This window comes from Cryobacterium sp. MP_M3, from assembly GCF_015752155.1.
Lineage (GTDB): Bacteria > Actinomycetota > Actinomycetes > Actinomycetales > Microbacteriaceae > Cryobacterium.
Genome location: NZ_JADOVI010000003.1, coordinates 140,128 through 152,383, shown reverse-complemented (window position 1 = coordinate 152,383; position 12,256 = coordinate 140,128). Strand labels below are relative to the sequence as shown.

Sequence of the window (12,256 nt, the reverse complement as noted above, 5' to 3'; positions counted from 1 at the left end):
ATGACCGCCGCGAATTCGCCTACCTCCCGGAGTGCATCCGTCGACGCCCAGGGGTGGGGCTGGCGGCACGCCGGCCGCACCGGCTGGGCCGTCGCCCGGCTCGACCTGAGAATCGAACCCGGAGAACGCGTGCTCCTGCTCGGCGCGTCCGGCGCGGGCAAATCGACACTGCTGCACGCCCTGGCCGGCGTGCTCGGCGGCGACGATGAAGGCGAACAGCACGGCAGACTGCTGGTCAACGGTGGCGAGCCTGCCGCGGCCCGCGGCCAGGCCGGACTGCTGCTGCAGGACCCGGACTCGCAGGTCATCCTGGCCCGGGTCGGCGACGATGTCGCGTTCGGCTGCGAGAACCTCGGCGTGCCGCGCGAGGAAATCTGGCGGCGCGTGCGGGAGAGCCTCCACCTGGTGGGACTGGACGTGCCGCTGGACCACCCCACCTCGGCATTGTCCGGCGGCCAGAAGCAACGCCTCGCCCTGGCCGGCGTGCTGGCGATGAGGCCGGGACTGCTCCTGCTCGACGAACCCACGGCGAACCTCGACCCTACAGGAGTGATCGAGGTGCGCGACGCCGTGGCTCGGGTTCTCGAGCATTCGGCGGCGACCTTCATCGTGATCGAGCACCGGGTGGCCATCTGGCAGGACCTGGTGAACCGGGTGATCGTGCTCGACCAGGCCGGGGGAGTGCTGGCCGACGGCCGGCCGGAGGACGTGCTGGCCAGCCAGGGCGAACGGCTCTCGGCGGCCGGGGTCTGGGTGCCCGGTCGCGGCCACGGGATGCCGGTCCGGCGGGCCACGTCGCGGGACGAGGCCGACGGCATCCTGCTTCGCGCGGAGTCCCTCGCCATAGCGCGCACGAAGAGCGTCGTCGTCGCCCGGAACCTCGACCTCACCGTTCGGGCCGGGTCCGCCCTGGCCGTCACCGGACCGAACGGGTCGGGGAAGTCGACCCTGGCGCTCACCCTCGCCGGGCTGTTGAAGCCGGCGGGCGGACGGCTGGGGGCGAGTGCCGGCTTCGCCGACGGGGCGGGCGCCGCCCCGATCGGCTGGACCTCCCGGCAGCTTCTGACCAGGGTCGGCACGGTCTTCCAGGACCCCGAGCACCAATTCGTCGCCGGCACCGTGCGGGCCGAGCTCGCGGTGGGCCCGCGGGCACTCGGCCGGAGCGGGCCGGCCGTCGACAGCCGGGTCGACACCCTCTTGCAGCGGCTCAGGCTCGACCACCTGGCGGAGGCGAATCCGTTCACCCTGTCCGGCGGGGAGAAACGACGCCTGTCGGTCGGCACGGTGCTGGCCACCCAGCCGCGCCTGCTCGTCCTCGACGAACCGACCTTCGGCCAGGACTTCCGCACCTGGCGTGAGGTGGTGGCGCTGCTACTCGAGCTCATCGACGACGGAACGGCGGTGCTGGCCGTCTCCCACGACAGCGACTTCGTCGCGGCCGTCGCCGACCGGGAATTCCGCCTGACCGACCCCGTCGCCGATCGCCAGCCGGTGGCCCCGAGATGAGCGTGCTCAGGGTCCCCGAGGGGACGCACGCGATCTTCCGGGTCAATCCGGTGGCCAAGCTGGCTGCGGCGCTCCTCCTGGCCGGCGTGCTCATGCTCACCATCGACTGGGTGTCGGCCCTCGTCGCGCTCGGCTGCGAGGCCGTGCTGTTCTTCTGGGCGGGACTGAGCGCACGGATGTTCCTGCTCCGCACCCTGCCGGTCTGGCTGGCCGCGCCGACTGCCGGTCTGACCACCCTCCTCTATGGGCAGGCTGCCGGCCAGGTGTACTGGGCATTCGGGCTCGTCCACGTGACCCAGGGGTCGAGTGACCTGGCTGTGGCCACGACCCTGCGGATCCTGGCGATCGGCCTCCCGTCGGTCGTGCTGTTCGTCACGGTCGACCCGACCGACCTCGCCGACGGCCTCGCCCAGGTCGTGCACCTGCCGTCCCGGTTCGTTCTCGGCGGCCTGGCCGGCCTCCGGCTGGTCGGCCTGTTCATCGAGGACTGGCGTGCCCTCGAACTGGCCAGGCGGGCCAGGGGGATCGGCGACGGCGGCGCCATCCGCCGCCTCGCCGGACAGGCGTTCGCGCTGCTGGTGTTGTCCATCCGGCGCGGGAGCAAACTGGCGACGGCGATGGAGGCCAGGGGCTTCGGCGCCCCGGTCCGTCGCACCTGGGCCAGGCCGTCCAGGTTCGGCACGCGGGAGTATGCCCTGGTCGGCATCGGCCTGCTCGTGGCGTTGCTGGCGGTCGTCGTCTCCGTGGCGACGGGAAACTGGAACTTTGTCCTCGCCTGAGCCGGACGGGCGCATGTCGGCGCTGCTCGCACCGATCCTCGCCGCCCTGGCGGGCGCCGGGCCCACCCCCGTCGTGCTCATCGACGGGCCGAGCGGGGCCGGCAAGAGCACCCTGGCCGACCGGCTCGCCGCCGCCTGGCCCGGGGAAGAGCCGGTCCTGGTGCGGCTCGACGACATCTACCCCGGCTGGCAGGGTCTTGACGCCGCCGTCGAACACCTGACCCGGCACGTGCTCACCCCGCGAGCGGACGGACTGCCCGCGGCCTGGCAGCGCTACGACTGGGCGAACGCCCGGGCCGCCGAATGGCATCCGGTTGATCCGGCGCGCCCGCTCATCGTGGAAGGATGCGGCGCCCTCGCGGCCGCGCACGTTCCGTTCAGTGGGATCAGGGTCTGGCTCGCCGCCGACGACGGCATCCGCAAGAAGCGCGCCCTCGCGCGGGACGGGGACATGTTCCGGTCGCACTGGGACGAGTGGCAGGACGAGTGGGAGGCCTACCTGGGCCGGGACGACCCGGAACACGGCGCCACGATCCGGCTCAGCGGGACGACGGAGACTCCCGGCCCGCCAGGCGTGTGAAAGAGGTCGCCTAAAACCGGCCGTCCCGGACTAGGTTGGAGACATGTCCAGCCCCGAAACCCAAAACGTGCTCTACACGGCGGAATTCATCGACGGTCCCCTTGAGGGGCAGGTCGATTCACGCGTCCTCGTGCACGGCAAGCACGATCCCCGGATCAGCATGCTCGCCGCCGTCGAGGGCATCGAAGCCCTGTTCTGGTACGACGAGGTCGACGAGCGCGATGTGCAGGGCCGTTTGCACGTGCGCTACCGCTTCGATGCCGGCGACAGCGACCCGTACCTGCCGACCGAGGAACAGGACTGACGAACAGGATAGTCGGGCAGCACTGACGGACAGTACTGACGGGCAGCCGAGGCCGTCCGTCAGTCCTGGGGGCTAGCGGCGCGTCGCCAGCAGCGCGGTGATCATGGGGCCGGGATTCAACAGGCGCCAGCCCGGACCCGGTGCGCTGATCGTGCGGTCGAGCACGAGCGGCGCCGAGACCGGGGCACCGGCTGCTTCGACCGACACCCGGCCGATGGTGCGCCCCGCCCGCCCCGTCGAGAAAGTGTCCAGGGTGACCGTGGCCGCCCCGGGAGCCTGCGCCTGCCAGCCGAACCGGGTCTTCGACGCACGCACCGTTCCGGACGAGGTGGCGCCCCACGGTGTGCTGAACCGCACGTAGGCGTCTCCCTTGGCTAGCACCGGAAGCTCGCTGACCCCGGCGCGGGCGCTCTCCATCAACGCGGTGAGATCCGTTGTCAATGTGTCGTAGTCGGGTTCGCCGATCACCGCTCCGGAGAAGGTGAAGACGGAATCAGCGCTGCCGACCCGGGCGGTGAACAGAAAGCAGACGCCGGCGGCATCCGTGTAGCTGCGGGAAATGCCCGTGATGCCCTCGTCGGGCAGATAGGCCGTGGTGTTGTCGACGCCGCGCTGGCCGACCAGGGCCGATGGGGGCTGGGATAGCATTCCCGCGATGACCGGGTCGGAGGCGGCCATGCCGGCCAGGCGGGCCAGGTCGGTGGCCGTGCCGGCGCTCGCGTCGTGGAGGCCGTTGGCGTCGGCGACACTCGTGCCGGCCAGGCCGTGCGCGGTCAGCCAGGTGTTGGCGGCCGCGACGTAGGCGTCGATGGAGCCGAACGCCCAGCGCGCGAGGGTGTCGGCGTGGTTGTTGCTGGAGCCGAGGACCATCGCCTGGAGCAGTTCGGTCTCCGTCCACAGCTCGCCGGGGAAGACGACGACGGTGCGCGCGCCCGAGTTGCCGTAGTCGATGTAGTCCTGGTAATCGGCGGTGGTGATCGGGATCTTCGGACCCGCCGTGCCGACCACAAGGGGCTTCGCGTCCAGGACCACCAGCGCGGTCACGATCTTCGCGGCCGACGCCATCGGCAGTGCGTCGGCGCTGCCGCCGACAGCGATCGGGGCGGACTTCGCTATCGCCGACGCATCCGGTGTTGTCGCGCCAGGGGCCGCGGTGTCGAGGGCGACGACGGCGCTGCCGCCCTGGGCGGGCAGCACGGGTGGGAACGCAGTGGCGTCCTTGAGCGCGGGGGTCACCCGGGTGGCAGTCGCGGCCGGCAGCGGGCCGAGGAGGGTCGCCGGGCCGTACACGCCGATCAGCAGGATTGCGAGCGCGCCGACCGTGATGCCGATGAAACGGCCAGGTCGGAATCTGTTCATGGGTTCAGGCTAGCAAGCGCCGGTCATCCCCAGCCGAGGTCGTGCAGCCTGTCGTCGTCGATGCCGTAGAAGTGCGCGATCTCATGCACGAGGGTGATGTGCACCTGGTCGCGCAGATCGTCCAGATCGGCGCACAGCTCCAGGAGCGGTTCGCGGAACACCACGATGCGGTCGGGCATCTCGCCGAACCCGTACTGGCCGCGCTCGGTCAGTGCCACGCCGTCGTAGAGGCCCAGGGTGTCGAGTTCGCCGTCCTCCGGGCGGTCCTCGACCACGAAGATCACATTGTCGAGCCCGTCGACCATGTCGTCGGGCAGGAGATCGAGTTCGTCGATGACCAGACGTTCGAACTCCTCGTGACCCAGCTGCAGCATCCGTTCAGCATCTCACGGGCGAGGGGAGACCGGGAGGCTAGCCGTTCGCCGCGGCGTTGATCGTGATCGTGTCGAGCCCGCCGTCGGTGACGCCCCACTTGTCGAGGATGGCTGCGTAGGAACCGTCGTCGACCATCGACTGCAGGGCGGCCTGCACGGCCTGGGCCAGGGGCGACCCCTTCGCGATGGCCAGGCCGTAAGGCGAGACATCGAACGTCTTCCCGGCAGTCTGCAGCTTGCCGCCGGTGCGGGAGATCGCGTAGAGGGTGACCGGGGAATCGGCGCTGAACGCGTCGGCCTGGCCGAGGATGGCGGCGTTGGTCGCGGCGTCCTGGGTGTCGAATTTGAGTTTGGTGATCGGTGGCTTCCCGGCCGCGACGCAGGCATCGCTCTTGGCCGGGATCTCATCGGTGTCTTCGTAGGTGGTCGCCTGCACGGCCACCGTCAGCCCGCAGGCGTTCTCGGGGTCGACGGACTTCCCCTTGGTCGATGCCCACTGGATGCCCGCCGTGTAGTAGTTCACGAAGTCGACCTGCTCTTCGCGCTTGACGTTGTCGGTGAACGAGGATTCACCGATGTGCATCTTGCCGCCGATGATGTTCGGGATGATGGTGTCGAAGTTGGCGACCTTGTATTCGGCGGTGAGGCCGAGCTTCGCGGCGAGGGCATCGGTCAGCTCAATGCCCCAGCCGATCGGGTTGCCGGAGTCGTCCTTGAACTCGTTGGGGGAGTAGTTCGGGCTCGTGCCGATAATGAGGGTGCCGGCTGCGGTGATCTCCTTCGGCAGCAGGGCGGCGGCCTTTTCATCCTTCGCCACGGCGGTGCCGGTCGTGGTGGAGCCGTCCGGCGAACCCGCGGAGTTGTTGACGCAACCGGTCAAGAGCAGCGCAGCCAGGGCCGCGACTGCGGGGACTGCATAACGCACGCGCATGGAGACTCCTTCGTCTGTTTTCCCCCACCCGTCGAGTGTCCGGCGCGGAGCCGGAACGGAAGGATTCACCCGGAGTCTACGAGGCCGGACGAGCGGGAGCGTCGCCGGAGGACACTGCGCCGGGATTGGCAACCGGATCGTGATGGAGGCCGGCCGCAACCGGACCGTGTTCCGGGCTTAAACGCAGAAGCTCCACCCGAGGTGGAGCTTCTGCGACATTGGGGTGACTGACGGGGCTTGAACCCGCGACCTTCCGGACCACAACCGGACGCTCTACCAACTGAGCTACAACCACCATGCGTTGCGCTTCTCCTGAAGAAGCAGCGGCAACTCAAGAATTCTATTACACGTTTGGGCTGAATGTGGACACGGCTTCGGCCGCGCGCGATTTCGCCTGGTCGCTGGTGGGTCCGGGGTCGGTCACGAACACCGTCTGGCGGTAGTAGGCGAGCTCGCGGATGGATTCGAGGATGTCGGCCAGGGCGCGGTGCCCGCCGTCCTTCGCCGGCGCGTTGAAATACACCCGCGGGTACCACCGGCGGGCGAGTTCCTTGATCGAGGACACGTCGACGTTGCGGTAATGCAACTGGTTGTCCAGTCGTGGCATGTACTTGGAGAGGAAGGCCCGGTCGGTGCCGATCGAATTGCCCGCGAGCGGTGCCTTCTGGTCGGCCGGGATGAACTTCAGCACGTATTCGAGCACCTCGAATTCGGCCTCGGCCGCGCTGACCCCGTTGGGGATCTCCTCGATCAACCCGGAAGAGGTGTGCATGTCCCGCACGAAGTCACCCATATTGGCCAGGGCGGAGTCGTTCGGCTTGATCACGATGTCGAGGCCCGGGTCGATGATGTTGAGGTCGTAGTCGGTGATCACGACCGCGATTTCCACGAGTTCGTCCGAATCCAGGTCCAAACCGGTCATCTCACAGTCAATCCAAACCAACCGGTCACTACTTTTTGTCATGTGACGAGTCTAGCGGCGGCCACCGACCGGCCCTGGGGGAGCGGCCCCGCGCCGACCTAGACTGGTTCCGACGCCGTCGACGGCACGGATGCGATGCCCCGGCACCCTCTGGAAGGGAACCCCTGATGGAACTGACCTACTTTTCTTCCGCGTTCTGTGAGCCGTGCCGGCAGACCAGGGCGGTGCTGGCTGAAGTGGAGCGCCTGGTTCCCCAGGCGCGGGTGCGGGAGCTCGACGTCGCCAGGGACACCGCGGAGGCCGAGGCCAGCGGCATCCGGATCACGCCGACCGTCATCGTGCATGATGCCGCCGGGGCGGAGGTGTTCCGGGCGACCGGCGTGCCCACACTCTCGCAGGTGCTCGTGGCGATCGCGAAGGCCCTGTGACCAACCCGGCGGGCCGTCTGCTGTATCGTTGAACCGCTTTCCCCGCCCCCGTAGCTCAGTGGATAGAGCAGCGGCCTTCTAATCCGCTTGTCGTAGGTTCGATTCCTACCGGGGGCACCGGAAACCCGCGCTCTCGGTCGGATTCGTCTTTCGCGGGTAGCGTGGCCGGCGAGGAGGACGCCATGGACGCCATGCGGGCCTGGTCGGTTGATTCCGGCCGGCATCGACTCATCCTCGGGAAGAAGCCGGTCCCTGAGCCGGCCGCGGACGAGGTGCTCATCGAGGTCGTCGCGTGCGGCGTCTGCCGAACCGACCTCCACGTGATCGACGGTGAACTCGAACCGCACCGCCCGGGCGTGACGCCCGGCCACCAGGTCGTCGGCACGGTGGTGGGGCGCGGCGACGCAGTGCACGGGTTGCACAACGGAGACCTGGTCGGCGCTGCCTGGCTGCGAACGACCTGCGGGACCTGCGAATGGTGCCGCACCGGCCGGGAGAACCTCTGCGAGGGAGCCCAGTTCACCGGGTGGGACGCCGACGGGGGATTCGCGCGCTACCTCACCGTGCCGGCGGCCTTCGCCGACCCGTTGCCGCACGGCACCGACCCGGTCCGGACGGCACCGCTGCTCTGCGCGGGCATCATCGGCTACCGGGCGTTGTCGCGGGCGAACGTGCCGCCCGGTGGGCGACTCGGGATCTACGGTTTCGGTTCGAGCGCACAACTCACCGCGCGGCTGGCCCTGGCCGGGGGAATCGAGGTGTTCGCCATGACCCGCGGTGAACGCAACCGGGAACTGGCCCGCCGTCTCGGCCTGTCCTTCGTCGGCGAGGCGGAAGCCGTCCCGCCGGTCCCGCTGGATTCCGCGATCCTCTTCGCCCCGGCCGGCAACCTGGTTCCGGTGGCGTTGCGGGCGACCAGGCGGGGAGGCACGGTGGTCGTGGCGGGCATCCATTTGTCGCTGGTCCCCTCGCTTGACTACGAGGCCGACCTGTTCTACGAGCGGGACCTCCGCAGTGTGACGGCGAACACCCGCCCCGGGTTGGTAGATTCGGTGCATGCGAGAACTACAGGCGCGAATCATCGCGGAACTGAATGTGTCCCCGACCATTGAGCCGGCGCTCGAGTTGCGCCGCAGGGCACAGTTCCTCGTGGACTACCTCCGGCGCACCGGGGCCAAGGGCCTCGTGCTCGGGATCAGCGGCGGCCAGGATTCGAGCCTGGCCGGACGGCTCTGCCAGCATGCCGTCGAGCAACTGGCCGTCGATGGACACCCGGCAACCTTCCTCGCCGTTCGCCTGCCCTACGCGGTGCAACGCGACGAGGACGACGCCCAGCTCGCCCTGGAATTCATCCGGCCCCAGTCGAGCGCAACCTTCAACATCCAGGGTGCCGTCGACGGGATCGATGCCGAATACCTCGTCAGCACTGGCCGGGAGCTCCCCGACTTCGACAAGGGCAACGTCAAGGCCCGCGCCCGCATGGTCGCCCAATACGCCCTCGCGGGCTCACAGGGACTCCTCGTCGTGGGCACCGATCATGCGGCCGAGGCGGTCACCGGGTTCTTCACCAAATACGGAGACGGCGGAACTGACATCCTGCCGCTCACCGGGCTGACCAAACGACAGGGACGCGCGCTCCTGGTCGAACTCGGAGCCCCCGAGCGGCTCTACCTGAAACAGCCGACCGCAGACCTGCTCGACGACACCCCCGGCCAGACCGACGAGGACAACCTGGGCCTGCGGTACGAGCAGATCGACGACTACCTCGAGGGACGCCAAGTCGACGACGCCGTGGCCGACGCCATCGAGAAGCGCTACCTGGCCACCGAGCACAAGCGCCGCGTGCCCGCGTCGATGTTCGACGAGTGGTGGCGTTGAGGCGGATCGTCAGGACGGCTGGATCGTCAGGACGGAGCTAGGAAGAGGCGTACGGCGCCGGCCGCACTTCGAGCGCCTGCACGTCGTCGAGGAGGCGCTGGGTCTCCGTCGACGGTGAGGCCGGGCTCGACGGTGAGACCAGCGTGGTGGCGTAGTTCACCGGTGCCGGCACCGGCGCAGCCTGCGGGGAAGAGTACTGGTCGTGGTGCTGCTGCGCGGCCCAGGCGTCCTGCTCGGCGAGCAGGCTCTTCTCGGAAGTGGTGTTCGCCACCTTCCACCGGTCAAGGTCGCTGAGGAAGACCTTGCGGGCCCGGGAAGGCTTGTGCTGCCATTCGATCAGGCGGTCTCGGAACTCGAGCAGTGCCGGTTCAAGCTGGTAGCCGAAGGTGGCGGAGGTGCGCTTGAGTTCAGCCAGCTGGTGAGCGGCCCAATTCGCAGCCACCGCCGACCCCTTGATCGGGAGGAGTCGCAGCTGGATGTCGGCCTGGCCGACGGCGCGATCCGCCATGACCTGCTCCTGGGGGCTCAGCGAGTTCCAGACGGATGCCTCGGTCGCCGCGTCCACCATGGCGCCGATGACGGCCGCCTTCAGTTCTCGATCATGCTGGGCGAGCAGGTGCCGGATTGCTCCTCGAGAGATCCACGCGGCCAGCAGGCTGGCCACGATGATCGCGACGACGAGCACTACGGCGCTGAACACCATGGTCTGATTGCTGGCTGCCGTGAGCCAGGACACGAAACTATTCCACCACTGCATGAGCGGCACTTTACCGGGACTGATCCCGGTTCGCGGGGAACACGCCCGGCGTGCCTGAAAGGTCGTGTCGGCGAACATTCAGAACACTCACCGGAAGCAATCCGCGGCATCGTCGATGTTCCAGAAGGTGCCCAGGGCCGTCGTCCGGGTGGACGCCAGGAGACGCCGCGCGGCGAAGCGCTCGTCGATGCCGTCGGTGGTGCGTTCGATGTGGCCGAGCACCGCCCCGTTGCGGGTGACCACCCGCCAGAGGCCGTCGGCGACGGGCAACAGGGAGAGGCCGCGGACGGTTCCGGGCGCCGGCCGGGGAGCACGGCCGGGCTGCAGAGTAGGCCCGGATTCAAGAGAACGTTTCGGCAGGGCAGCAGTTGTGGACAAGGAATCCTCCGATATCGGCCGGCCGCGGTTGATGGTGTCTCCACGCTACGGGCGGCCACCGACATTCAGTCCGGTGCGGCGGCGACCGGCTCGCTCCCGAGGGCGAGGTCCTGGCTGGCGAGGTCCAGATCGACGACCTTGTTCACCCGGGCCGTCTGCGCGACAACGATGCCGGAGAGCACCAGGACGACGCCCGCGCCCTGCACGATGTCGAGGGATTCGCCGAGCCATAGGAACGCGAAGCCGAAAGCGAAGAGCACCTCCGACGCGGAGACGATCCCGGCGGCCGTCGCGGTCAGGCGCCCCAGGGCCATGTAGGAGAGCAGGTAGGGGGCGAACGACCCGACGACCCCGTTCCAGAGCACCAGGAGCCAGAGCGGCACCGCGAGCGCCGCCAGGTTGCCGTGCAGCGGCACCTGCTGCGACAGCGTCCCCGGCTCCACCTGCCACCACGCACTGAAGACCAGCCAGAACGCACTGGCGAAAAGCATGGACCAGAACGACACCACCAGGGGCGACGAGGATGCGACCTGCCGCTCGCCGACCAGGAAGTACACCGCCAGGCAGATCGCGGCCGCGACGCCGGCCAGCACGCCGAACGGGGACAGGGTGCTCGCCCAGATCTGCGCGACCACCGCCATCCCGACCAGGACGCCGCCGATGGCCAGCCAGATCCGGGGCTTCACCCGCTCCTTGAAGACGAAACGAGCGATCAGCGCGACCAGCAGCACCCCGGAGTACTCGAGCATCAGGGCGATGCCCACCGGCAGCAGGCTGATCGCCACTGCGTAGAACCACTGGACGAGGGCGACGCCGGCGACACCGAGCAGCGCCATCACCGCCACCTGCCTTCGGCCGATCCGGAAGGCCCGGCGGTTCGTGAGGAGCAGCAGGATGCCCGCGAGCACAGCGATGATCGTCACCCGGAAGAACGTCAGCTGGGCCGGCGAGAGCCCGGCCTCCACGATCACCTTGGTGGTGCTGCCGTTGAGGCCGAAGAGCAGCGAAGCGAGGAGAGCGTAGAGGTATCCCACCGACTAGCGCAGTCCGGTGCCGTGCACGGCGAACGGTTCGATGGCCGCGATCTCGCCCGGGGTCAATGCCGGGGCATCCAGGGCCGCCACGGTCTGCTCCAGCTGGCCGACGCTGCTCGCCCCGACCAGCACACTGGTCACCGACCGCTGGCGCAGGATCCAGGTGACGGCAAGCTGGGCCAGGGTCTGGCCGCGCTCGGCCGCGATGGCGTTCAGGCCGCGGACCCGCTCGAGATAGGTGTCGGTGAGGACATCCGAGGACAGGAACCGGCTGGTCGCCGCCCGGGAATCCGCCGGGACGCTCCCCGACAGGTACCGGTCGGTCAGGAGACCCTGGGCCAGCGGAGAGAAGCAGATGCTGCCCACGCCCAGCTCGTCGAGCACCGGGAACAGGCCGTCTTCGACGTGGCGGTCGAACATCGAGTAGCGCGGCTGGTGGATCAGGAGCGGCACGTTGTACTCGGCCAAAGCGGCGGCGGCAGCCCTGGTCTGTTCCGGCGTGTAGCTGGAAATGCCCACATAGAGCGCCTTGCCCTGCTGCACGGCGGAGGCGAGGGCTCCCATCGTCTCCTCGATCGGGGTCTCCGGGTCGGGGCGGTGGGAGTAGAAGATGTCGACGTAGTCCAGTCCGAGGCGACCGAGGCTCGCGTCGAGGGAGGAGAGGAGATACTTGCGCGATCCGAAGTCACCGTACGGTCCGGGCCACATGTCGTAGCCGGCCTTGCTCGAGATGACCAGTTCGTCGCGGTAGGGCCGGAAGTCTTCGGCGAAGATCCGGCCGAAGTTGGTCTCGGCCGAGCCATAGGGAGGGCCGTAGTTGTTGGCCAGGTCGAAATGGGTCACTCCGAGGTCGAAGGCCCGGCGCAGGATGGCCCGTTGGGTGTCTATCGGCCGGTCGTGCCCGAAATTGTGCCAGAGACCCAGCGAGAGTGCCGGAAGCTTGAGGCCGCTCCGTCCGGTGCGGCGATAGGTCATCTCGGAATAGCGGTTCTCAGCGGCAACGAAGGTCATGCAGTTACTCTAGGA

At 68.8% G+C, this 12,256-nt stretch carries 15 protein-coding genes and 2 tRNA genes; 8 read left to right on the top strand and 9 right to left on the bottom strand.

Going from position 1 to position 12,256, the window contains the following annotated elements; translation table 11 throughout:
* From IWX89_RS05340 to IWX89_RS05325, 4 genes are read left to right on the top strand one after another with little or no spacing between them, the layout of a single operon-like run.
* Positions 1-1,506: an ABC transporter ATP-binding protein gene (locus tag IWX89_RS05340; protein WP_196902530.1), complete on the top strand. Its 1,506-nt coding sequence runs from the start codon at positions 1-3 to the stop codon at positions 1,504-1,506.
* Entirely contained in the window at positions 1,503-2,285 is a 783-nt protein-coding gene (locus tag IWX89_RS05335) for an energy-coupling factor transporter transmembrane protein EcfT (protein ID WP_196902529.1), read from the top strand. Before IWX89_RS05340 ends, IWX89_RS05335 begins: the two co-directional genes overlap by 4 nt.
* Positions 2,272-2,865, top strand: coding sequence for an ATP-binding protein (locus IWX89_RS05330; protein ID WP_231382921.1), 594 nt, complete (start codon positions 2,272-2,274; stop codon positions 2,863-2,865). Before IWX89_RS05335 ends, IWX89_RS05330 begins: the two co-directional genes overlap by 14 nt.
* 43 nt (positions 2,866-2,908) lie before the next feature.
* Positions 2,909-3,169, top strand: a complete 261-nt coding sequence (locus IWX89_RS05325; protein ID WP_196902528.1) for a hypothetical protein — start codon at positions 2,909-2,911, stop codon at positions 3,167-3,169.
* 72 nt (positions 3,170-3,241) lie between these two features.
* On the opposite strand, the gene IWX89_RS05320 is transcribed toward IWX89_RS05325, so the two are convergent.
* The 5 genes from IWX89_RS05320 to orn form a co-directional block, all read right to left on the bottom strand.
* Complete coding sequence (locus IWX89_RS05320; RefSeq protein WP_196902527.1) at positions 3,242-4,528, bottom strand: D-alanyl-D-alanine carboxypeptidase family protein; 1,287 nt, start codon at positions 4,526-4,528, stop codon at positions 3,242-3,244.
* A gap of 23 nt (positions 4,529-4,551) precedes the next feature.
* On the bottom strand, positions 4,552-4,902 hold the full coding sequence (locus tag IWX89_RS05315; protein WP_196902526.1) for a metallopeptidase family protein: 351 nt from the start codon (positions 4,900-4,902) through the stop codon (positions 4,552-4,554).
* A gap of 37 nt (positions 4,903-4,939) precedes the next feature.
* Entirely contained in the window at positions 4,940-5,833 is an 894-nt protein-coding gene (locus IWX89_RS05310) for an ABC transporter substrate-binding protein (protein WP_196902525.1), read from the bottom strand.
* Positions 5,834-6,052: 219 nt separating this feature from the next.
* Positions 6,053-6,128 (bottom strand) — tRNA-His (locus IWX89_RS05305).
* A 48-nt stretch (positions 6,129-6,176) separates the two neighbouring features.
* Positions 6,177-6,797 (bottom strand): oligoribonuclease, encoded by a 621-nt coding sequence (gene orn / locus IWX89_RS05300; protein ID WP_196902524.1) that lies wholly within the window; start codon positions 6,795-6,797, stop codon positions 6,177-6,179.
* A gap of 125 nt (positions 6,798-6,922) precedes the next feature.
* On the opposite strand from orn, the gene IWX89_RS05295 reads away from it, so the two are divergent.
* The 4 genes from IWX89_RS05295 (at position 6,923) to nadE (ending at position 9,061) form a co-directional block, all read left to right on the top strand.
* On the top strand, positions 6,923-7,183 hold the full coding sequence (locus IWX89_RS05295) for a co-chaperone YbbN (protein WP_196902523.1): 261 nt from the start codon (positions 6,923-6,925) through the stop codon (positions 7,181-7,183).
* Positions 7,184-7,227: 44 nt separating this feature from the next.
* Positions 7,228-7,300 (top strand) — tRNA-Arg (locus tag IWX89_RS05290).
* Positions 7,301-7,365: 65 nt separating this feature from the next.
* Positions 7,366-8,295 carry a zinc-binding alcohol dehydrogenase family protein gene (locus IWX89_RS05285; protein ID WP_196902522.1) on the top strand — a complete coding sequence of 310 codons (930 nt, stop codon included), beginning with the start codon at positions 7,366-7,368 and terminating at the stop codon, positions 8,293-8,295.
* Positions 8,240-9,061, top strand: a complete 822-nt coding sequence (gene nadE, locus IWX89_RS05280; RefSeq protein WP_196902521.1) for an ammonia-dependent NAD(+) synthetase — start codon at positions 8,240-8,242, stop codon at positions 9,059-9,061. The genes IWX89_RS05285 and nadE overlap by 56 nt, the downstream gene beginning before the upstream one ends.
* A 37-nt stretch (positions 9,062-9,098) precedes the next feature.
* On the opposite strand, the gene IWX89_RS05275 is transcribed toward nadE, so the two are convergent.
* The 4 genes from IWX89_RS05275 to mgrA all read right to left on the bottom strand — a co-directional run bounded on the left by IWX89_RS05275 (position 9,099) and on the right by mgrA (position 12,241).
* Complete coding sequence (locus IWX89_RS05275; RefSeq protein ID WP_196902520.1) at positions 9,099-9,818, bottom strand: hypothetical protein; 720 nt, start codon at positions 9,816-9,818, stop codon at positions 9,099-9,101.
* 87 nt (positions 9,819-9,905) lie between these two features.
* The gene (locus IWX89_RS05270) at positions 9,906-10,196 is read right to left on the bottom strand and encodes a hypothetical protein (protein ID WP_196902519.1); all 291 of its coding nucleotides are present in this window, start codon (positions 10,194-10,196) and stop codon (positions 9,906-9,908) included.
* 65 nt (positions 10,197-10,261) lie between these two features.
* Complete coding sequence (locus tag IWX89_RS18970) at positions 10,262-11,230, bottom strand: DMT family transporter (RefSeq protein WP_196902518.1); 969 nt, start codon at positions 11,228-11,230, stop codon at positions 10,262-10,264.
* 3 nt (positions 11,231-11,233) lie between these two features.
* On the bottom strand, positions 11,234-12,241 hold the full coding sequence (gene mgrA, locus IWX89_RS05260) for an L-glyceraldehyde 3-phosphate reductase (protein ID WP_196902517.1): 1,008 nt from the start codon (positions 12,239-12,241) through the stop codon (positions 11,234-11,236).
* Between the last annotated feature and the right edge of the window lie 15 nt (positions 12,242-12,256).